Consider the following 22447-nt stretch of genomic DNA (forward strand, 5'->3'; position numbering starts at 1 on the left):
TTATTGATGCGCCATACCCGAGAGTAAGGCGCATCACCCCAAAGCTTTCGTATTACCTTAGTCAGGTAATTTAAAGTCAGTTACAGATTCACGTAACGATTCGGCCATATTTGCCAATTCAGATACTGATCGTGCGGTATCAAACGTTGCCGTTGTAGTTTGTGAGGTAATTTCCTGTACAACATTCATCGTGGTTGCAATATGACCTGCAGAAGCAGACTGTAGTTTTGCAGCATCCGAAATGTTGGCAATCAATTTCGCCAAGTTGCTCGATACAGTTTGAATTTCATCCAGTGCCACACCGGCATCTTTAGACAAGTTCGCACCACGTACAACCTCGGAAGTGGTTTGTTCCATCGAGATTACAGCTTCGTTGGTATCCGTCTGAATGGTTTTTACTAAGCCTTCAATCTGTTTGGTTGCAGATGCTGAACGTTCCGCAAGACGCTGTACCTCATCGGCTACCACGGCGAAACCACGACCTGCTTCACCAGCCATCGACGCCTGAATCGCAGCGTTTAATGCCAGGATGTTGGTTTGGTCGGCAATATCGTTAATCAAGGCAACGATGTTACCAATTTCCTGAGAAGATTCACCCAAACGTTTAATACGTTTCGAGGTTTCCTGAATCTGTTCACGAATCGTGTCCATACCTTCAATTGAACGGTGTACAACATCAGCACCATTGGCAGCGATTTTTACAGAACGTTCCGCAACCACTGCTGATTCTTCAGCATTTGAAGATACCTGGTCAATTGACATTGCCATTTCATTAATCGCGGCAGATGCACCGGCAATTTCTTGCGCCTGGTGTTCTGATGCTTCAGCCAGCTGGTTGGTAATGCCCTGCGTGTTCGCCGTATATTGCGCAACTTCATGAGAAGTTTCGGTAATACGCGATACAAGGTCACGTAACTGGTCAATTGCGAAGTTAATCGAGTCGGCAATCGCACCGGTAAAGTCTTCCGATACCGTTGCATATGAACGTAAGTCACCGTCTGCCAAGTCAGCGATCTCGTCCAGTAAACGTAAAATCGCATTCTGGTTACGGTCATACTCTTCTTGCAGGTTAGCCACACGCTGTTTATCTGTCTGACCACGTAATGTAAGCAATTTAAATACACAGATCAAAAAGCCAACTAAACACAAGATTAAAAATAGTGCAGGAATAGCAATCGACAAACTTGAACCAACGGATAACTTATTCAGGTTGGCCAACAATTCATCTGCTTGGGCAAAAATTGAAGATGAGGCTTGACGTACTTTTACAATTTGCGTTGAGTTTTTAAGAATCGTTGCAGATGCTGATTTTAATACATCATCATACTCAGATTTAATCCCTGCAAGTGACTCACGTAAAGCTGGATCAGCAATACGCTCCACACCGAGTTCAGCACTACCATTCAACTGTGCTTCAAGATAAGAACCGAATGTTTCGGTATCGGCACTAAAGTCGTCTGCTGACTCACGCGAGTTATCACTACCCGTTAATACCGAACTGATCGAACGAAGAATACGTTCTGCAATGAATACCTGGTTTTTCGCGATCACTACCTGGTTACTTGGCATATCTTGACGTGCCATTTGGTCAACCATCAAGTTATATTCAGCCTGAATCCCAGGAATCGTTTCACCAATGGCAATATTGGTATCATAAAGCTGGTTAATCATTTTTTGTTGAGAAGAAATTAAATCAATCCCTTCAGATACTGTTTTCCATTGCTTTTCAACTTCACCCAACGCTAGAGTCTGCGGATGAATATCCTTTACTGTTTCAAGGTTTTCCGCGAAACTTTTTTGAGATTCAATTAACTGATCAATCGATTCTTTAGTACCCGATGCCGTCGCTTCAGTTGCCTGACGAGAAATCGTCTGCGACAAAAGACGTAAATCACCGACGCTACGTGTTAATTCATTATTACGCGGCACACTATAGAATAAGTACAGCAACAGGAATACTGCGATGACCAGACAGAATGCTGCGCCCAAAATTAAGGGTTTGGACTTCTCACTGTCACCAAATACACGTGATAATTGATCAGTTTGTGATTGAATCTTTGACAATAAAGCATTACCAACCTTACGGTTGCTGCCTTCACTTGTATTTTTCTTTTTAAGTTTAAAGCCCATCCAGCTTCTCCCCGACTTTCGCCAGCATTCTTCAGCGCGCGACTATTAGTTTATAAATTTTATAGATGCATTCATGTATTTTGGGTTTTGCAATAAACGACTAAATAAGAAAACATGCCAGTGTTGATTATGTTGATAAAAATATCCCTGACAATATTCTTGTAAATTGCTGTCTAATTCACTGTGTTTAGAAAAGAAACTTTTCTTATTAAAGTGTTGAATCCCCAAAACTTGATCTACAACCAAACCGACATAATGGTCATTATGACTAATACACAGTACTTTTTGAGTGGGTGAAAACTGACTTCGATGCCCAGAAATATATTGAGCCAAATCAGCCACTGAAAGTAAGCGTCCCCGAATATTAGCCAAACCCATTACCCATGATTGAGTATTCGGAACCGGCGTATATTTAGGTGGATAAATCACTTCAGATACTTCACCTAAAGGGGCAACAAAATATTGCCCCATCATCTCAAAAGCAATGCCTGACCATCGGTTTACTTCATTTTCAGTTGAAACGTAGTTTTTGTTGCCACGTTTAGCAAGCCGAAGTAATTCGATAAATCCATTAGCTGCCATAGAGCTTATCCTGCATTGAGGTGTTGTTTAATCACATCAATTAATTGTTTTTCGTCTACAGGTTTTGTTAAATAATCACTTGCCCCTTGACGTTTCCCCCAAACTCGGTCAGTTGCTTGATCTTTGGTGCTGACAATCACAATCGGAATGTGTTTTGTCGTAGCACCACGTGCAATTTGACGTGTTGCTTGGAAACCATTTACCCCAGGCATCACCACATCCATTAACACAAGATCCGGCAACTCTGCTTGTGCCATTGTGACACCATCAGCACCATTCGCTGCCTCAATAACATCGAAGCCATGTTTAGTTAAAATCTCTTTAAAACGAAATGTTTCTGTTGGTGAATCATCAACAATAAGGATACGTGACATGCTTTCTTTTCCCCAAAAAATAAACTTATGCTGTTACGTGATTACGGATTGCGTTTAACAATTCATCTTTACTAAAAGGTTTAGTTAAATACTCATCTGAACCGACAACACGACCTTTAGCCTGATCGAATAAACCATCTTTACTTGATAGCATAATGACCGGAATATTTTGATAATTTTGAGAGTTTTTGATTAAGGCACAGGTTTGATAACCATCCAAACGCGGCATCATAATATCGACAAACACAATATCTGGATTTGCTTCAGCAATTTTTGCCAATGCTTCAAAACCATCTACTGCGGTTACGACTTCACAACCTTCACGCTGGAGTAATGTCTCTGCTGTACGACGAATGGTTTTTGAATCATCAATCACCATCACTTTTAGATTTTGGAATTTATCGTCCATTTAATGACCCTTCCCATTTTTAGAATGTACAAACAATTTGAGTAGAAAGTTTGATTACAAGTTACAAACATTTTTAACATATCTTTACTTGCGTTTTCAATGAACATTTTCTGCCCAAAGACTCATTTTTCAAGGTTTTCAACAACAGCTTCACACTTTCCGTCGATCAATGATTTTTTTTTGACTAAGAGAGGTTTTTTATTCATGATTTTGAGTCTAATATAGCATTTTTATTACTTTAAAATAAGTAATTTAGTCAACTTTAAATTTGGGGGTTTCAATGCAAAGTCAGTTTAAACAAAAACTTGCTTTCATTGCGCAAAAAAAAATGACTAGAAAATTCACGTTTCTAGTCTTGATGTTTTTTCAATCCATCGCTATTTTTGCCGAAGCTCCATCTAAAGCGACATGGTATCGTTACTATGACAGTAAAGGCGTTGCCAATATTAGCAGCAATGTAACGCCAAATCACATTCGCCATGGTTATGAAGCATTAGACCAGAACATGCAGGTGATTCAACGTAACCGTGCTTACAACACCGAAGCAGATATAAAAAAAGCACCGCTACGTGCCGCACAAGCCAGACAAAATGCAGCTGACTTAAAACTTAAAACGGCATATACCAACAGTCAGGTTGCTGCAACCAAGCGTGATGACGCATTGCGGCACGTTAAAAAACAAATTTCCTTTCAACAAGACCAGCTTAAACAGCTGCAAAATGACCGGATTTACTTCAAACGTCAGCAAATTGAATATTTACGTAAAGCCGAAAACCTTCCAACAACTTTAAAAAACAGCCTCGATAACAACCAAAAAAATATTGAAGCAAAAAAAGAAAGTATTCAGTCGTTACAAATGCACTATCGCAATACACAGCTAGAATACGACAAAATCATCAATCGTTTAAAAGCTATTGAATAAATTGCATTTGTTATAACACGGCATAATTTATGCCACGATAAATAAAAAGGATTTGCCTGCATGCTATTTGGACAGCGTATTATAAAAAGAACTAAATTAAGCCACCATAACAAATATCTAACCTATAGCACCCTCTGTTTGAGCCTGCTGCTGTGTGCTTGTCAAAAAAATGAAATCGAACAGCCGGTTCAAACCACAAATAAAATTGAATTGATTCAACAAGATTTAGTTTTAGTCAAGGATGGGGTCTCTGTTGCTAAAACTGCATTTACCGGCACACTTCGTGCAGTGAATCAAAGCAGCATCCAGGCGCAAGTGACTGCGACCGCAACGGCTGTAAGTGCTCAAGTGGGGCAAGCCGTTTCAAAAGGTCAGGTTTTAGTTCGCTTAAATAATCAAGATAATGCTGCACGCCTTGCGCAGGCTCAAGCCAATCTCAGCGCGACTCAGGCACAAGCCAGTCTTGCAAAAAACATGATGCAGCGAAAAAAGCGTTTGCTGGATCAAGGTTTTATTTCCAAGGTCGAATATGAACAGGCAGCAGTTGATTATCAGGCGCAACTTGAAAATGTGCGCGCACAACAGGCCAATGTCAATATTGCTCAAAAAGCCGATCGCGATGGCACCATCTTGAGTCCGATCTCAGGTGTCATCACCAAACGTGAGGTTGAATCCGGGCAAACGGTTGCGGCTGGGCAAACCCTATTTGAAATAGTCGATCCTGATCATTTAGAAATACAAGCCAAATTACCCAGTGACATGCAGGCCGCATTAAAAGTCGGTCAAAAAATTGAATATACCATTCAAGGGAACCCTGCCCAACTGACGGCGGTATTGAGCCGTATCTCCCCTGTTGCCGATCCTGCAAGTCGTCAAATTGAATTCTTTGCCAAACCGAATGAAACCATCAACTCACTCAGTATTGGTTCTTTTGTTGAAGGTAGCATTCTTTCCTCTACCCAAATTAACGGCCAGTTGATTCCGTTGGATGTGATCCAGAATCCGAAAGATAAACCTTATGTATGGGTGATCCGCCAGAAAAAAATCGAAAAAGTAAATCTGGTCATTTTAGAACAGCGCTATCGCGACAATTTAGCCGTGGTTCAAGGACTGCAACCCGGTGACAAAATCAGCCGTATTAAATTTAATGACCAAGATATTGATCAAGAAGTCATAATCACTCAAAAATAAAAATAAGCACAGGATTGCTGTTATGTGGTTTACCCGAATTAGTGTTAAGTATCCTGTTTTCACTATCATGATGATGTTGTGTTTACTGGTGTTGGGGTTCGCGTCTTGGCAACGGATGAGCGTTGAAGAATTTCCGGATGTCGATTTTCCATTTGTGGTGGTGTATACCAGCTATCCTGGCGCATCTCCTGAAATGATTGAATCTGAAGTAACCAAGAAATTGGAAGAAAGAATCAACACCATTTCAGGCTTAAAACAGGTGATTTCACAATCGAGTGAAGGACTGTCGACCATTATTGTCGAGTTTAATCTCGATGTTTCATCTACTGTCGCAGCACAGGATATTCGCGACAAAATTTCCACCGTCACAGCCGGATTTCGCGATGAAATTCAGGACCCTGTGGTGGAGCGTTATGACCCAACAGCCAATGCGGTGATGTCGATTGTTTTTGAATCGGATACCATGCCGTTACGCGACTTAAGTTCCTATTTGGATCAACGCATTGTGCCGCAATTGCAAACCGTGACTGGCGTGGGCGCTGTCAATTTACTCGGTGATGCACAACGTCAAATCCGTATTGAAGTTGAATCACAAAAACTACAAAGCTTCGGCATTGGGATAGACCAGGTAATTAACACCTTAAAAGGCGAAAATATTGAAGTTCCGGGCGGAACTTTGAAACAACCCACCTCAGAACTGGTGGTTGAAATCAAATCCAAGGTGCTTCATCCACAATCGTTTGGCGATTTAATTATTGCCAATAAAAATGGTGCACCGATTTTCCTAAAACAAGTGGCGAAAATTGAAGACAGCCAAGCGGACTTAGAATCCAGCGCCTATTTAAATGGCAAAACTGCTGTCGCGATTGATATCTTGCGCAGTTCTGATTCCAATGTCATTGAAGTGGTGGATGCCACGTATAAAGCCATGGAGAAAATTGAAAAACAGTTACCTCAAGGCACCGTTGCCAAAGTCGTGGTGGATAGTTCGAAAAGTATTCGCGGCAGCATTAAAGATGTTGCACGCACGATTATTGAAGGGGCTGTTTTAGCTGTTCTGATTGTATTACTGTTTTTGGGTTCATTCCGTTCTACTGCAATTACTGGCTTAACCCTTCCCATTGCCTTACTCGGAACACTCACTTTTATTTGGGCATTTGGCTTCACCATTAATATGATGACACTTTTAGCGCTGTCTTTGAGTATTGGTCTGCTGATTGATGATGCTATTGTGGTACGGGAAAATATTGTCCGCCATGCAGATATGGGCAAAGATCACGTTACCGCAGCGTTGGATGGCACCAAAGAAATCGGGCTTGCAGTTTTAGCCACTACACTGACCATTGTTGCAGTATTCTTGCCCGTTGCTTTTATGGGTGGAATTATTGGTAAATTCTTTTATCAATTTGGGGTAACCGTCAGTGCTGCAGTGCTGATATCCATGTTTGTCAGCTTTACGCTTGACCCTATGCTTTCTGCACATTGGGTTGAAAAACATGATCCGAACAAGCAACCCGGCAAAATCAAACGCTTTTTTAACTGGATCTCCAGCAAACTTGATAATTTAAGTCATTACTACGAAAAACTGTTAAAACTGGCGCTGCGTTTCCGCATTCTTACACTGCTGATTGCAGTCGCCTCACTTTTTGGTGCATTAGGGTTATCCAAGCTTGTGGGTACAGAGTTTGTTCCGGTTCCAGATAAAAGCGAAATTCGGATTAAGTTTGAAACCCCAGTGGATGCCTCTTTGGAATATTCACAAGCCAAGTTATTGCAAGTTGAGCATATTATTCGCCAACACCCGGATGTACTGAGCACTTACAGCATTATTAACGGCGTGACTGACCGGGGTAAAAACCACGTCAGTATCCGGGTGAGTGTAACCCCTCGTTTAGAGCGTAATAAGACCCTGACACAGCTCAACAATGAGTTTCGTCAACGCTTGCAAAGCGTAGCCGGTATTACCATTACTTCAGTTGCTTCTGCCGATGAAACGGTTTCGGGTGGGCAAAAGCCGGTTCTTATTTCGATCAAAGGCCCGGAACTGGATGAGCTACAAAAAATCTCGGATCGCTTCCTGGCAGAAATCTCTAAAGTGAACGGAATTGTCGATCTGGAAAGCTCACTTAAAGAACCGAAACCGACCTTAACCGTTCATATTAACCGCTTGCTTGCGAGTGATTTAGGTCTTTCAGTCAATCAAATTGCCAATGTAGTTCGTCCATTGCTTGCGGGTGATGATGTGACAACTTGGCAAGATGAAAAAGGGGAAACGTATGATGTCAATCTTCGCCTGACCGAAAATAAACGCAGCTTACCGAGTGACATCGAAAATCTTTATTTAAACTCACAAAAAACCGATGCTTTGGGTCAGCCTATTTTAGTGCCATTGGCAAGTGTCGCATCCTTTAAAGAAAGTATGGGTGCATCACAAATTAACCGTCGCGATTTAGCACGTGAGGTATTGGTTAAAGCCAATACTGCAGGTCGTCCTGCGGGTGATATTGGGCAAGATCTTAAAAAAATTCAAGATAACTTTGATTTGCCACCGGGTTATAGTTTCGTTACCCAAGGTGCGAATAAAGATATGGCTGAATCTGCAGGTTATGCCATGACTGCGATTACCCTTTCGATTGTATTTATCTATATTGTGCTTGGATCACAGTTCAATAGCTTTATTCATCCCGCTGCCATTATGGCATCCCTACCCCTATCACTGATTGGGGTCTTTCTTGCCTTGTTCCTGTTTAATTCAACGATGAACCTATTTTCCATCATTGGCATTATCATGCTGATGGGATTAGTCACTAAAAATGCCATCCTGCTGATCGACTTCATCAAGAAAACCATGGACCGAGGTGAAGATCGTTACGATGCGATTATTGCTGCAGGCAAAACCCGTTTACGTCCCATTTTAATGACCACCAGTGCCATGGTGATGGGCATGATTCCCCTGGCATTGGGTCTAGGCGAAGGCGGTGAACAAAGTGCACCTATGGCCCATGCCGTGATTGGCGGTGTAATTACTTCTACCCTATTAACCTTAGTGGTCGTGCCGGTGATCTTTACCTACTTAGATGACTTTAAGAATTTTATGACGCGCCAAATACGAAAAATCATGTCATAATTTATGACATCACAATGAGGTGACATTCAGAAATGTTCACCTCATTTTTTATTGTATAATCTTGGCTTTCAAGGCTTAATTTTTAGGACAGCTTCCATGCGCGCGAGTCGCTTTTTATTTGCTACGTTAAGAGAAACCCCAAACGATGCTGAAGTCATTTCACATCAGCTCATGTTACGTGCGGGTATGATTCGTAAATTGGCTTCGGGTTTATACACTTGGTTGCCGATGGGCGTACGTGTGCTAAATAAAGTTGAAGCGATTGTACGTGAAGAAATGAACCGTGCTGGCTCACTTGAAGTATTCATGCCAGTGACTCAACCTTCAAGTTTATGGGAAGAATCAGGTCGCTTTGTGCAATATGGTCCTGAACTGCTACGTTTCAAAGATCGTCATAACAACGATTTTGTGCTTGGACCTACCCATGAAGAAGTGATTACCGATCTTGCGCGTAACGAATTGAAAAGTTACAAACAACTTCCAATCAATTTCTACCAAATTCAAACCAAATTCCGTGATGAAATTCGTCCACGTTTTGGTGTAATGCGTTCACGTGAATTCATCATGAAAGATGCATACTCTTTCCATGTAGATCAAGCATCATTACAAGAAACATATGACGTGATGTACGATACCTATTGCCGTATCTTTACTCGTCTAGGTTTGGATTTCCGCCCAGTACAAGCAGACACCGGTTCGATTGGTGGTTCAGGTTCACATGAATTCCACGTATTAGCATCAAGCGGTGAAGACGACATCGCTTTCTCAACCGAATCTGACTATGCAGCCAACGTTGAAATGGCTGAAGCCGTACTTATTGGTGAACGTGCTGCACCGACTAAAGAATTAACTTTGGTAGATACACCAAATCAAAAAACCATTGCTGATGTATCGGCATTCCTTAAAACTGAAACCAAAGATTCAGTTAAAGCCTTATTGGTTCAAGGTATTGCAGACGAAAAAGGCAATGTACCAGTCGTTGCATTATTCCTTCGTGGCGACCATGAACTCAATGAAATTAAAGCGGAAAAACATGCAGAGATTGTTGCGCCTTTAACTTTTGCAACTGAAGAACAAATTTCTGCGTTGGGGTTAACTACAGGTTTTATCGGTCCTCAAGGTTTAGTTGAAAAAGGCTTAACCGTGATTGTGGATCGTGCCGCATCAGTATTGTCTGACTTTGTTGCAGGTGCGAACGAAGCAGATAAACACGCGACTGGCGTAAACTGGGAACGTGATGCGAAATTCACAGAAGTTTATGACTTGCGTAATGTGGTTGAAGGCGATCCATCACCAGATGGCAAAGGTACACTGCAAATTAAACGTGGTATTGAAGTCGGTCATATCTTCCAACTCGGGAAAAAATATTCTGAAGCTTTAGACTGTAAAGTTTTGGGTGAAGATGGTAAACCGCAGGTTGTAACGATGGGTTGCTATGGTATTGGGGTAACACGTGTGGTTGCTTCTGCCATTGAACAAAACTTCGATGACAAAGGCATTATCTGGCCTGCTGCCATTGCACCATTTGACGTTGCGATTGTGCCAATGAACGCGCATAAATCACCACGTGCTTTAGCTGCGGCAGAAGAGTTGTATGCTGAACTTCAAGCTGTGGGTTATGATGTTATTTTAGATGACCGTAATGAACGTCCAGGGGTCAAATTCTCTGACCTTGAATTAACCGGTATTCCACATCGTATCGTGATTGGTGAAAAAGGTTTGGATGCAGGCACCTTTGAATATAAAGGTCGTACTGACGCTGAATCTGTGAATATCTCTAAAGAGGAATTATTAGCGAAAATCGCGAAATAATTTTGATTTGAGATAAAAAAATCCCGCTTTAGCGGGATTTTTTTATGAGACAAAGAAATTAACAGAATTTATGTCCACCAAAGCAGTTTGTAGGAACTGCCTGGTTTTTCAATATCTTATCCTGCAATGTTAAACTTGCAGGTCGACCAGTGTCATAGCTGGTAAAACCACCCACATTAATGTTCAATTTTTTAACCACAGGAACGTCTGCAATTGTTCCCAAAGCCTCAGTCAAACTCACATTGATCAAGTTTTCAGGTTTTAATAAGAAGTCTGAAATTGCTGTAGCAACTTGTGGCAGTACGTAAGAAATATCAACTTCATCTTGTGTTTGCAAATAGCCCAATTGAATGGGGTCTTTAAATGACATCCACCAACCTGGTCTTGCCATATCTGCGGCATCAGCACCTTGCCAACGAATATTTTGATTCTGTAATGATAGATACCCCCCGGTTCCATTCAATGGAATATTATGAATCATACTCAGTGCTTGAACAAAAGTAATATCCATATTTAAGTTATCAAGCGAAGAACCTGTATCCATTTTGAAGAAAGAGTGCTCACCTACATTCAGGCCCAAAAGACTAATCAGTGGGTCAAAGGTCACAAAAAGTTGGTCATTAGCAAAATTGGGAGTACCAATTACATTGGCAGGCAAACCTGCAGTCGGCGCTGCCAAAGGAATAGAGGCAATACTTGAACGAATACCTGAAACCGTCGCAGCTTTCATACGTGTACCCGTCACAATCGTTTCAGGCATAACAAACTCTACTCGCATTGATGGCACGGTAATACCCGTATGACCTTCTGTCTGCTGACCATTTGTAATTGGCTTACTGGTAAATTTACGTGTTTGTCCTAATGCCTTTAAATTACCTGAAATTTTTTCACTTTCTGTCAAGCCAAATTTGGTGGCTTTGGTTCTTGATTCGCCTGCCGTTTGCGCCATCTTCATATAGCCGGTAAAACTTTGAATCCCATCACTTGGATTTTGTGAGTTTTCAGTACCTAAAGTCAGTAAGCCAATAATATTTTGTGCACCTAGACGAAAGCCTGCAACTTCACGTGTCGCAGCACTAGTACCTTTAATCGCAAACTCAATAAATGGATTGGTAATTGACGCACTGGTTGCTGCACGACCATCACTGCCAAATGTAGGACTACCATTGGCATCGCTACCGGTATTTAAGCCACTTAGTGAAACATTTGAAATATCAATGTCACAACCGACTTTATAACTATTATTGGTTCCACCACAGCCCAACTGCAAGGTTTTAATATTAACGTTCAATTCCATTAATGCCGCAATACTTAATTTATGGAAATTTAAACCTTGAGATGCATCTGAACTATTTTCTAAATTTAATAATGCTTGTCCATCAACTTTCGACAATTCACTGTCATCTAATGCAATCATTGCATGACTATAATGGGTCAGATTCAATGCAGCAAAAATTAAACCACTTAATAATTTCTTTTTCATTATTATATCTTCCTGATTTTAACGTGGTGTGATGCCCAAAGTGCTACGAATTGTGCCACCCGTCAGTGCGATTGATGCGATATTCTGCATATTGCCATTTGTCGACATGGCAAAATTGGTTCTAAATGGTGTTGCAATGTTATTACTAGCATTTAATTTAACTTGGTTATCAAATGTTATGGTATCTGCACTCACACGAACTTTCGCTTTCATGGCAAGATCCCCTTCAATACGGTTAAAATGAATCGCAGAGGTCTTTAATTTACCTTCTATATCAATATCTTCATTGGTAAGACTAAAATAACTACCTAAGTTTGTGACGTCAGCGACCTCAGCTGTGCTTAAGGGTCTAAATTTAAAATTTGCATCAAAGGCTAAGAAATTACTATCGGGATTCTCAGTTGTTGGGTCTATGCCTGGAATAATTAACAACTCCCCACTGCCATCAAGCTTAAAAGCAATATTCGTGATTACATCTTCACGCTTCGAAAAATTATCATGGGGCACATAAGTACCACATTTAGTGTAAGTGCCTGATGCACAATTATATTTTGAACCAGGTAATTGACCAATCGCAAGTTCCGCTTTTGCAGCAATTAATAACTTATCGGCACGGATATAAATTCCTTCATTTTCATACCCAATAACGCCGTCAGACTGGAAAAAAGCATCTATATTTCGAAAACCAGCATAATAATTAACAGGCTCACTATGAACCCCATTTTGACCATCAATTAATATAATAGACGTGGTACTTGGTAAACCTGTTTTTGAATCTATGCCATAGCCCTCTGTAGATGCCATAATATTGTAAGCAATTCCATTTTTGTTGGCTGCCCCATAGGTACCCGCAGACAATGCAACATTGGTATTCAGATTATAAATTGGAATACCAATCCCCCATGTTCCCCCATTCCCATTCAATTTTTGCAACGAATTATCTGAAATAATGCGCGCTTTTGCTGCAATGGATTGGAAATCCATACCACGAACGGCAATTAAAATAGCATCTTTAGGATTAGCTGCGGTGGTTAAAGTTTGTTTCAGTATGGGACTGGTAACAGCAAGCGTTTTTTGAATATTTTCATTAACAATGAAATCAAGGGTTTTTGTTGTTATGGTATTAATATAAATGTCACCAAAGTCGATATACGCATTTGTCTTATGTAATGTGCCATCTGCGATCCGAGTAGTAAGCTGTCTTAAATTTGAAAACTCAATAGCATAACTACCTTTGCCCGTATGCCCAATTTCAAGCGTTGTCGGTGACATCGTCGCAGGAAGATTGGTATCAGATGCATTGGTGAAGTCCGCCGCTAAACTTAAATGCAACCCGCCAGAGCCAACAAGTCCAGGATCATTTCCCGCACCGTTATAGCCTGATGCTGTTTTAGCCTCTTTCGTTAATACACCATTGACCATGTTATTGACTTCAAAATTAGCAACCTTTGTTTGGTTGCCATTCAAAGCTAATTTGGCATTCGTTACTGCACCGGAAGCACCTAAGCGCATAATATTTTTACGTTCATTTCTCGGAGTATTATAACGTAAATCGATATTTACCCCTGGATTCGTTGCATCAGTACGCCCGGTGGCAACATCTGTCGTATCGGTAACGCGTTTTAGATCAACATAGTGATTTTGATTTTCATTATATGTACTTAACACAAGCCCTTCGTCTTGGTCGATGTACATATAACCTTCACCAGCAAAATTAAAATTAAAATCATTAAAAATAAGGCTATTAAGGCCTAATTTATGACTAATGGTGGCATTTTTTAATTGAAAATCGACACTTGCTTTCGCATACTTATTAAACAAGCCACCTGTTGTTTGTAAAACAAAATTCAGTGGTGTAGATGTACTAATTCCGAGCATACCTAAACTTTGATTAGATTTAACCCCTGGAGTACGTAAACTATTTGCTGCTTGCTGACATGGATTGGTAGTGCAGGTGTTTTTAACCAGCATTAAATCTGCTGTTGCTGTAAATGGAGCTACACTTGCTGCAAGACGAATCCCTGCACCGCCAGATGTTCCACCACCCACATCAAGTTCAACCTGGCTGATAATAGGTTTATCATTCACCCCATCAATCTGCAAGTTATGTAGCCCTAAACCCATTTGCACATTTGCTGCCGGATTTGGATCATACCAATTTGCTTGCTCAATTTTGACACGCGACACTTCATGCGTGATTACAATACCGTCCTGGCCCGTCACACTACTCAGTTCTTTCTCGTCAATTTGCTCTAGTGCGTATCCGTGTTGCGCAAGACATATACATACCGTCAGCACATTTAACTTCATTGTCGTTTTTATCATATTTATATCCTTATTATGCACTGAACTTCTAGCAGCGAATGCCTACACCACCAGTACAGTTATAGCTAAATATTTTTAAATTACCCGACATATGTAAGTTGCCATGCATATTTAGCCCCATGAAGCCTTTCTCTGCATTCCTATCAAATGTTGGAACATTCGTCTCAACATTAGTAAGAGAGCCATCATTTTGAGTCGTCTTGGCTCTATAAGTAGTATAATTGGATGTATTGGCATAGCCTTCATTGGCTCCTGTGCCTGTACCCGTTTCAACACCGACCGTACTAAAACCTAAGTTACGTATTTTTAATGGCTTATTATCATAAAATGTAACTTGCATGGCGGTTTGCGCTGCATTACCGCTGTTGCCGACTGTTACAGCATCAATAGAAAATTGATCAATTTGCAAGGTACCTTGAATGCCTTTGAACACCAACCATCTTTTATTGCCCAAAGCATCTACATGATTATTCGGTGCAATCGCTAAACGACAAAGTTGTTTGTTTGCGCCACATACGTTTGGATCAAGTGAATAATAAACTGTGGTTGGATTGCCATTACCATCCAAGATGGAAATCGAATTTTTTGTCATATCTGTGGCATATAAATGGTTTAACGATAAAGTCCAACTCAGTTCAGCCCCACCTTGACCCACAGCATTTGTAAGCTCTTGTGGACTCATGGCTTCAAGACCTGCATGTACAGTAAATGCAGAACTCAACAGCATAAAAAGTGTGATTTTCTTAAGCATTGCTGTACTCCCTTACAGACCGGTTGTTTTAATTTTAAGGTGTTGAATCAGAACACCATCAATAACGGCAGATCCATAATTTTTAATATCACCATTGGCATTTTTAAACATGATACCGGTTGAGTTATTGTCTTGCTTCGCACGCAATAGATTGGTTCCCGGAATACGTTCGGTACTTCCAATAGCTATACTGCTGTGCGTTGCGGTACGACCTTGATAAAGTGCAGAAGCATCAGTCGATACATTTTTGATCGCTTCACCACATTGATAAACATTACAAGTTGAACCTTTTAAAGACGTTGTGCCTAAGGTAGGCCCATAATTTTGATAAATTTTATTATAAATTTCAGGTACATTTGGAATACGTGTGACTTCCAGAATAATATTATTACCATCTGAGGCCACGATAAATGGCTGATCCATCGTACCCAAGACCAAGTTAATATTTGGGCTATAAATATACATACCCTCCAAGTCGTGGAAGGTGGGTGCGGCAGACGAATTTAACGCTGGTGTTGAGGCAGTGCCATCCGATTGATCATTCTTCGCCGCGGTACTGATACGAATTCCCTTGCTATCTAGATTCGTAGAAGCCGTGGTTAAATTTTCGGGCGTATCATTGGTATTAATTCGAATAAGACTGGCTAACCCTAAAGTTTGATTATAATCCTTTGTCGGAGAAGTGAAGGTTTGAAACAGGCGGAATTGAGAACCATTGAGACTTAAACCATTGGCAACAAATTGAAGTCTTAAACGCTCTGAAACCAGCAGATCACCCGGTACATTGGGCGCTCCAGTCTTTGGATCGACATAATTAGATGAAGTAAAACTGCGCGCAAAAATATCCGTCCAGAAACCCAGTTTAATATTATTGTCTGCTTCATTTGCTACTACGGTAGCCAATGGCGCCTCTAAAGCGATATATCCGAGGTCTTTTTCTGTAGCACTGAATTGTCTTACTTTTTCCGTACCTGCGTGGAATAGCCAAGGGTTAACCGTCGAGCCCCAGTTAAAACCCTGATTACTATAACGCGTACTTAATGAACCATCACTTTTGGATAAAGCCAAGCCATAAATGAAAATATCTGCCTTGGTTCTTTTATTGCTGATTTGTGCTGCTGTTAAGGATACAGCCGAAGCATTTCCCGCCTTAATCCCTTCAGCAATGGGATCTTTCTGAGACAATTGAGCTTGCCTAATTGCTTCAGCAGCGATCCATGTTCTGGTATCTGTGATAACTTTAGCTGTTGCATCAGTAATAACAGGTTTTTCAGCTTTGATCTTTTCTATTGTTCGACGTTCAGCTTCTGTAGCCCCACGCCAAATATTAGCATTATAAAAGGCTTGATATTCATTAAAAGGTTTACTTCTATCCCAATATTTATCTATTTCTGCTTTTTCATAAATTGTATATTTACTTGAATAAAATTCATTATATTTAGCAGCATATAAAACTGGATCGTTATTCACGCTATTTTGAATTGCTGTATATGTTGTAGCATTTGTAGTGACTGTATTTTGATAGGTACTATTGTAGGCTGCAGAATAATTTTTTTCGAATGCTGTATCATATAATTGCTGGTAGTTTTCACCAGTGGGAATAATACGAATAAGACCTGTATCATTCTGCCAAGGATTCGCTATGCCTCGTGAATAACTTGATCCGGTCGAAGCGTCGTAATAACCCGTCGCATTATTATTTAATGCAGTTGAACGGTCATTTGGTGCTTGAAAAACCATTTTGAAATTTTCAAGGCTTAAACCAATACCTTCACCTGTTGTTTCAGCAAGATGGTCATCTGATAAAGATTCAAGTGCATAAATTGATGGGCTAAGCAAAACTGCGATTAAACTCGCCAAACAAGATTTTTTAAATCTTGCATTATTCCAACTTTGAGTCATCACGACCTTCCTTTTTATCAGATGCTCCGCATCATTATTTTTTTGTTCATCCTAAGCTTGGTATATCTCTTTTATTTATTTGTCATTACAACAATATTCTTACCAAGTTTGTACAACTTTTTATTATGCTGAATATTGATCCAATTGCAAAAAAAACTGGGCGAATGAACCCAGTTTCCGATGAATGAATCCCACAAAAAATAAGCGGACCATAATGATCCGCTTATTCAATTATTTGTACTGTTTATGCTTTTGGCAAAGTCACACCAGTTTGACCTTGATACTTACCACCACGGTCTTTATATGAAGTTTCACATACTTCATCAGATTCAAAGAACAACATTTGTGCAACACCTTCACCCGCATAAATACGCGCCGGCAAGTTGGTTGTATTCGAAAATTCCAAAGTCACGTGACCTTCCCACTCAGGCTCAAGCGGGGTCACATTCACGATAATACCGCAACGCGCGTAAGTCGACTTGCCTAAACATACGGTCAAAACATTACGTGGAATACGGAAATATTCAACTGTACGTGCTAAAGCAAATGAGTTTGGCGGAATAATGCATACATCCGATTCAATATCGATAAAGCTTTTATCATCAAAGTTTTTGGGATCGACAATTGCTGAATGGACATTGGTAAATACTTTAAATTCACGCGCGCAACGAACATCATAACCATAGCTTGAAACGCCATAAGAAATGAGTTTTTCACCTGCTTCATCATAACGTACTTGGTTTTCTGCATACGGTTCAATCATGCCGTGATTTTCGCTCATTTCACGAATCCAACGATCAGACTTAATTGCCATTCTTTCAATCCAAAAATAGTTAAATCAATTATTGCGCTGTACTTTAACTGAAATTGGCTGCAATGGAAATGATGATCAGGCGATGATGTCATTTTTTACAAAATGTGTATTTTCATCGCCTCATCTCAAAGACCTAAAAGAGCAGAATATCCGAGTGGAATAGAGAAACTGACCAAAACCAAAGAAGCAGTTTTTTGCAAGTTAGATTGATTCAGCCAACGTACTTTATTCGTGGCCAAGATAGAACCGATAAAAGTCCAAAATAAAGCAATTGGCACAATTAAAATGAGAAACATGCCAATATGAACCAAATAATTATTCAGTGTTAACCACGCTGAACTTGGAAAAATAGCAGAAGCAAACAGTAATGCTTTAGGGTTCAATAAGGTTGCACAAAATAATTCACGTGCACGAATGGTCGGCAGATGATAACTGGCTTCAATATCTGCTGTTTTCCAGAGTTTAATAGCCAAAAAAATAATATACAGCGCACTTAATAACTTCAAAAATATCGGGAGAATAGGAAATTGACTTGAAACTGTACCAATAATAACTCCCCAAACAGTAATAGATATTAAATAACCGAATGATTCTGCTGGAATAAGTCGCAATGATTGGCGCACACCGACCTGAATTCCAGATGATGCAAGCAAGGTATTTGTTGGGCCCGGTGTCAATAAAATAGTGACGACTAAACCGATGAACAGCCATGAAATCATATGCGACCTCTCTATAGAGTGCGCGAAGAGTAAATTAGTTTATTGTACTTAGCAAATATGCAATTTTATATCTTTTCAAAAAATCTAAAAATATTAAAAATAATTAATATATATCAAATATTTAATAAAATTATTACCCATATAACCAGATAGTCATTTGTTAAAAATAATTTCAATGACAAAATTTTTTTAGCATTCATTTCATCATTCAGTCATACTTGGTCCGCTTTGAAGTGGTCTATTCAAGCATGACACATTATTATCAAAGTATCATATATTTATGGCAAAACAATTTTTTCAATCATGGCTTCCCTCTCCCCATAAAGTCGCAGAGATGAAATTGATGAAGATTTTTGGTCAACGCACCTTAAATCCTTTGCTATGGTATGTGAACAGAAAGTCTATTTCAAAAGCCATTTTTATTGGTACGTTTTGGGGCATGCTGCCTTTGCCTTTTCACAGTATTTTGATTGTTCTGACGGTTTTACTGTTTGAGGTCAATTTACCAGTGAGTTTATGTCTCGCTTGGCTGACCAATCCCTTTACGCTTGTTCCCATTTTATATCTTGGTTTTTGGTTGGGTGCGAAGGTGTTTCAAGTCAATATGATTGATCAAGATATGATACTGGGTGTTCTGCATCAGATCAGTCACTGGATTACTCACTTTGGTGAAGGGCATATTGATCTTAGTTTAGCTAAAATTTTATTATCCGGTTTAGTACTGGAAGCTTTAATTTTTGCCGTGATATTATTTGTAATTACGCGGCTGTTTTGGCGCTGGAATATTATTCAACATTATAACCGTCGTCGTCATATCAAATAATCATCAAACCTTTAAATATAAGAATGTCACTAGACGCATTATTACAACTGACTTTGCCTATAAAATTTACTTTATGATATTTTTTCTGACGGAGCCAACTTGTTTTCGCTCTCTGATTAAAGATCTTCCACAACGCAGTTTTGACATTTTTGTTAAGCATTATTGAAGTATCAACTCTGCTTCTAAACAGCTTTATCCTATTACCTTATACTTCAAAAAACATAATCCCACTCGATAAAAAAGCCCCACAGAAGTGGAGCTTTTTAAATCTGACTATTCAATCAGCAATTAGAAAATTCTATTTTGCGGCTTCTCTACTTTCGGTAATTGGTCTGCAATTTTTTGAGCAATCGACATATAGCTTTCAGCCGCATCATCACCTACAAGTACAGAAGGTTTACCTGCATCGGCATTTTCGCGAATTTGAACATTTAGAGGTAAACGACCCAGTAAAGGAATATTGTATTGTTCAGATAACTTGTCACCACCACCAGTACCGAAAATCTGCTCTTCATAACCACAGTTCGAACAAATATGTGTCGACATGTTTTCCACGACTCCCATGACAGGAATATGAACTTTATTAAACAGCTCAATTCCTTTTGTTGCATCTAAAAGTGCTACATTTTGTGGAGTAGTCACAATGACAGCACCAGTCACAGGAATACGCTGTGCAAGGGTCAATTGAATATCACCTGTCCCTGGTGGCATATCAATCATCAGAACATCGAGGTCTGGCCACAAGGTTTGATTAAACAATTGCATCAATGCACCCGTAGCTTTCGGACCACGCCAAGCCACCGGAGTATTGTTATCTCCTGTTAAATGTCCAATCGATAGAACCGCCATACCATAGGCATCAATCGGAACAAAATTTTCCGCTTCAATCATCGGGGTACGCCCTGCATTGCCTAACATGGTTGGGATACTCGGACCATAAATATCAGCATCCAAAACACCAACTTTCAAACCTAATTTTTGCAATGCCAATGCAAGGTTTACAGTGGTGGTCGATTTACCCACTCCACCTTTACCCGATGAAACCAAGATCACATTTTTAATACGTGGATGTTTAGGTACATCTCTTTGTTGCGGTGCCGGTTTTTGAATGGGTGGATTGTTTGGATCTTGCTCGTTTTTTGTTTCAGCTTGAGCTGTTTTACCTGAAGCATCCACTACAGGCGGAAGTTTTTGAGCTTGTGGAGTTGCATTTTCACCTTGAGGTTTGCTTGAACAGCTATGTCCTTCTTTTCCATGATCATGATTAGAACAGCTTTCACCTTGTGCATGTTTTTGCTGAATCACATGCATATTGAGCTCTTGGATACCACATTTTTCTAAGGCATCTGCTAAATCATCATGGATTTTTTGTAAATGATCCGCTTCCTCAGGATAAGTATTAATGGTTATTTGTAATACTCGCCCTTCGACATTGACTTGGGTAATTCGGTCTTTCAGTGCATGGTTTGAATTTGGCAATATATAGCCTTGTAGCACATTCTGGATTTCTTCCTCCTTCACCTCCTGCGAGGGTGAAAACACAGATTTAAGCGAAGAAAGCCACGACATAAGTTTACTCCAAGTACGAACATACAGCTGAATATCATAGTTTAGCTTTAAATGAGGCGAAGGTTAAGTAAAGTTCTAGCTTGCTTTATAAATGTCGCTAAAAATCCGACCTAATCAGTAGGTTTTAGGACTTAACTCTTTATTTTAAAGATGATATTACGTCTTTTTTATTGAACTCGCTATAAATATACCTTTATTAAATCATCGACTAGAACGAACTAAAGCAGAAAGATTAGAAACAGTTCAAAAAATTACATCTTGGTTTACCAATATAAATAACGATTATTTTTCGTAACAATTATTATGCAGACATATCTTTATTTTGTTCTTTATATTAACTGCACATTATTATTTTTATCATAACATTTTTTTCGGGGATCATATTTTGCTAAAACAATTACTTCCATGCATTTTATTGACTGCTATGTCATTTGCCCATACAGCAAATGAAACTTCTTCTATACGGACCCCGGAAGGACAATTAATCAGTTTAGGCGACACTTTTACAGATATGCAAAATCGCCTGAAGTTATCTCCAAATTCAATGATTACACGTGAATTCAAAGAAGGTGAAAAACTTGATTTAGCAATGGACTATAAATACGAAATAGAAAATATGATGTATACCATCACCATTGTGAACGATCGTGTGAGGAAAATTGAATGGCTCAACACTGATCAAGAAATTAAAGATAAAATAACCCAATAACCTTTTAAAAAATTCTTATTTTTTTCTGCTGATCACTCCAGCTAAATTAAAGATTATTTAGCTGGAATATTTAGTTAAAACTTAACTCAATTAACCTTGGTCATCTTTTTTAAATTTGCTAAGTTTGTCTGTCGCAGTTTTCTTTAACTCATCAAATTTAGTATTTGCCTGTGCTTTTAGTTCATCAAATTTAACTGAGGCTTCATGCTTTAACTCAGTTGCTTTTAGCTTAGCTTCTTCAAATTTATGGCTTGCTTCTGTCTTTAAATGCTCCAATCTATCATGTAGCTTATTTTCTGAATCTGGTTTATCGGTTTCTGATTCCTTACTCTTTTCAGCAAATAAAACCTTACCTTTCGTATATTTAGCCTCAGCTTTTTGGTTTAAATTATGCAGAGCTTTTTCACCCTCAAGCTTAATTTTTGCGGCTTTATTTTTTAGATCATCAATTATTCTGTCACCTTGCAGTTGCGCTTCTTTCGCTTTAAACTCTAAGTCACCACCTAATTTAGATGTATTATTTACTGCACCGTCTAATTTATTTTCATTTGTCATAATTTTTCCTATATGTCATTTACTTCTTATATCGCCTATTAGTTATACAGATAGATTTCATAGATTTAATCTAAAACTGCATTTCTAAACAAAGAAAATACAGAATGTAGCGAATTCGGTTCGATTTTTTTATTTTCTATTTATTCCCCACATAAAAAAACACCCCCTTCAATAGAAGGGGGTGTTTTTAGGAATAATGAGCTGGCGATGACTTACTCTCACATGGGTAACCCCACACTACCATCAGCGC

The 22447-nt window shown here is 39.4% G+C and carries 18 protein-coding genes; 6 read left to right on the forward strand and 12 right to left on the reverse strand.

All coding sequences use genetic code 11. From position 1 onward, the window contains the following. Positions 1-57 precede the first annotated feature (57 nt). Genes HLH18_RS09020 through pilG form a run of 4 tightly spaced genes read right to left on the reverse strand, consistent with a single transcriptional unit; the run spans position 58 to position 3495 of the window. A complete protein-coding gene (locus HLH18_RS09020; protein ID WP_171546537.1) occupies positions 58-2130 on the reverse strand; it encodes a methyl-accepting chemotaxis protein in 2073 nt (690 codons plus the stop codon). 45 nt (positions 2131-2175) lie between these two features. Beyond that, complete coding sequence (locus HLH18_RS09025; RefSeq protein WP_131291610.1) at positions 2176-2712, reverse strand: chemotaxis protein CheW; 537 nt, start codon at positions 2710-2712, stop codon at positions 2176-2178. Between the two features lie 5 nt (positions 2713-2717). Beyond that, complete coding sequence (locus tag HLH18_RS09030; protein ID WP_067723813.1) at positions 2718-3086, reverse strand: response regulator; 369 nt, start codon at positions 3084-3086, stop codon at positions 2718-2720. 25 nt (positions 3087-3111) lie between these two features. Next, positions 3112-3495: a twitching motility response regulator PilG gene (gene pilG, locus HLH18_RS09035; RefSeq protein ID WP_067723812.1), complete on the reverse strand. Its 384-nt coding sequence runs from the start codon at positions 3493-3495 to the stop codon at positions 3112-3114. 280 nt (positions 3496-3775) lie between these two features. Between pilG and HLH18_RS09040 the strand changes: the two genes are divergently transcribed. From HLH18_RS09040 to HLH18_RS09055, 4 genes are all read left to right on the forward strand, one after another. Next, complete coding sequence (locus HLH18_RS09040) at positions 3776-4417, forward strand: hypothetical protein (protein ID WP_171546538.1); 642 nt, start codon at positions 3776-3778, stop codon at positions 4415-4417. A 60-nt stretch (positions 4418-4477) separates the two neighbouring features. Next, positions 4478-5608, forward strand: coding sequence for an efflux RND transporter periplasmic adaptor subunit (locus HLH18_RS09045; RefSeq protein WP_171546539.1), 1131 nt, complete (start codon positions 4478-4480; stop codon positions 5606-5608). A 22-nt stretch (positions 5609-5630) separates the two neighbouring features. After that, the gene (locus tag HLH18_RS09050; protein ID WP_171546540.1) at positions 5631-8735 is read left to right on the forward strand and encodes an efflux RND transporter permease subunit; all 3105 of its coding nucleotides are present in this window, start codon (positions 5631-5633) and stop codon (positions 8733-8735) included. Positions 8736-8831: 96 nt separating this feature from the next. Continuing rightward, a complete protein-coding gene (locus HLH18_RS09055; RefSeq protein WP_171546541.1) occupies positions 8832-10547 on the forward strand; it encodes a proline--tRNA ligase in 1716 nt (571 codons plus the stop codon). Positions 10548-10605: 58 nt separating this feature from the next. Here HLH18_RS09055 and HLH18_RS09060 read toward each other — a convergent pair whose 3' ends face one another. From HLH18_RS09060 to HLH18_RS09085, 6 genes are all read right to left on the reverse strand, one after another. Then, positions 10606-12030, reverse strand: a complete 1425-nt coding sequence (locus HLH18_RS09060) for a hypothetical protein (protein ID WP_171546542.1) — start codon at positions 12028-12030, stop codon at positions 10606-10608. 18 nt (positions 12031-12048) lie between these two features. Then, complete coding sequence (locus HLH18_RS09065; protein WP_171546543.1) at positions 12049-14355, reverse strand: DUF6160 family protein; 2307 nt, start codon at positions 14353-14355, stop codon at positions 12049-12051. 28 nt (positions 14356-14383) lie between these two features. Then, positions 14384-15106 (reverse strand): hypothetical protein, encoded by a 723-nt coding sequence (locus HLH18_RS09070; protein ID WP_171546544.1) that lies wholly within the window; start codon positions 15104-15106, stop codon positions 14384-14386. Between the two features lie 12 nt (positions 15107-15118). Beyond that, on the reverse strand, positions 15119-17008 hold the full coding sequence (locus tag HLH18_RS09075) for a hypothetical protein (RefSeq protein ID WP_171546545.1): 1890 nt from the start codon (positions 17006-17008) through the stop codon (positions 15119-15121). A gap of 244 nt (positions 17009-17252) precedes the next feature. Further along, positions 17253-17822, reverse strand: a complete 570-nt coding sequence (gene dcd / locus HLH18_RS09080; RefSeq protein ID WP_171546546.1) for a dCTP deaminase — start codon at positions 17820-17822, stop codon at positions 17253-17255. Between the two features lie 125 nt (positions 17823-17947). After that, positions 17948-18541: a LysE family translocator gene (locus HLH18_RS09085; protein WP_171546547.1), complete on the reverse strand. Its 594-nt coding sequence runs from the start codon at positions 18539-18541 to the stop codon at positions 17948-17950. Positions 18542-18815: 274 nt separating this feature from the next. Between HLH18_RS09085 and HLH18_RS09090 the strand changes: the two genes are divergently transcribed. Beyond that, positions 18816-19364 (forward strand): DUF2062 domain-containing protein, encoded by a 549-nt coding sequence (locus HLH18_RS09090; RefSeq protein ID WP_350642878.1) that lies wholly within the window; start codon positions 18816-18818, stop codon positions 19362-19364. 288 nt (positions 19365-19652) lie between these two features. On the opposite strand, the gene apbC is transcribed toward HLH18_RS09090, so the two are convergent. Then, positions 19653-20933 carry an iron-sulfur cluster carrier protein ApbC gene (gene apbC / locus HLH18_RS09095; RefSeq protein ID WP_171546549.1) on the reverse strand — a complete coding sequence of 427 codons (1281 nt, stop codon included), beginning with the start codon at positions 20931-20933 and terminating at the stop codon, positions 19653-19655. 385 nt (positions 20934-21318) lie between these two features. Between apbC and HLH18_RS09100 the strand changes: the two genes are divergently transcribed. Continuing rightward, a complete protein-coding gene (locus HLH18_RS09100) occupies positions 21319-21642 on the forward strand; it encodes a hypothetical protein (RefSeq protein WP_171546550.1) in 324 nt (107 codons plus the stop codon). A gap of 90 nt (positions 21643-21732) precedes the next feature. On the opposite strand, the gene HLH18_RS09105 is transcribed toward HLH18_RS09100, so the two are convergent. Then, on the reverse strand, positions 21733-22197 hold the full coding sequence (locus HLH18_RS09105; RefSeq protein WP_171546551.1) for a hypothetical protein: 465 nt from the start codon (positions 22195-22197) through the stop codon (positions 21733-21735). Between the last annotated feature and the right edge of the window lie 250 nt (positions 22198-22447).

Origin of the sequence: Acinetobacter sp. ANC 5414 (assembly GCF_013004295.1) — a bacterium.
Lineage (GTDB): Bacteria > Pseudomonadota > Gammaproteobacteria > Pseudomonadales > Moraxellaceae > Acinetobacter.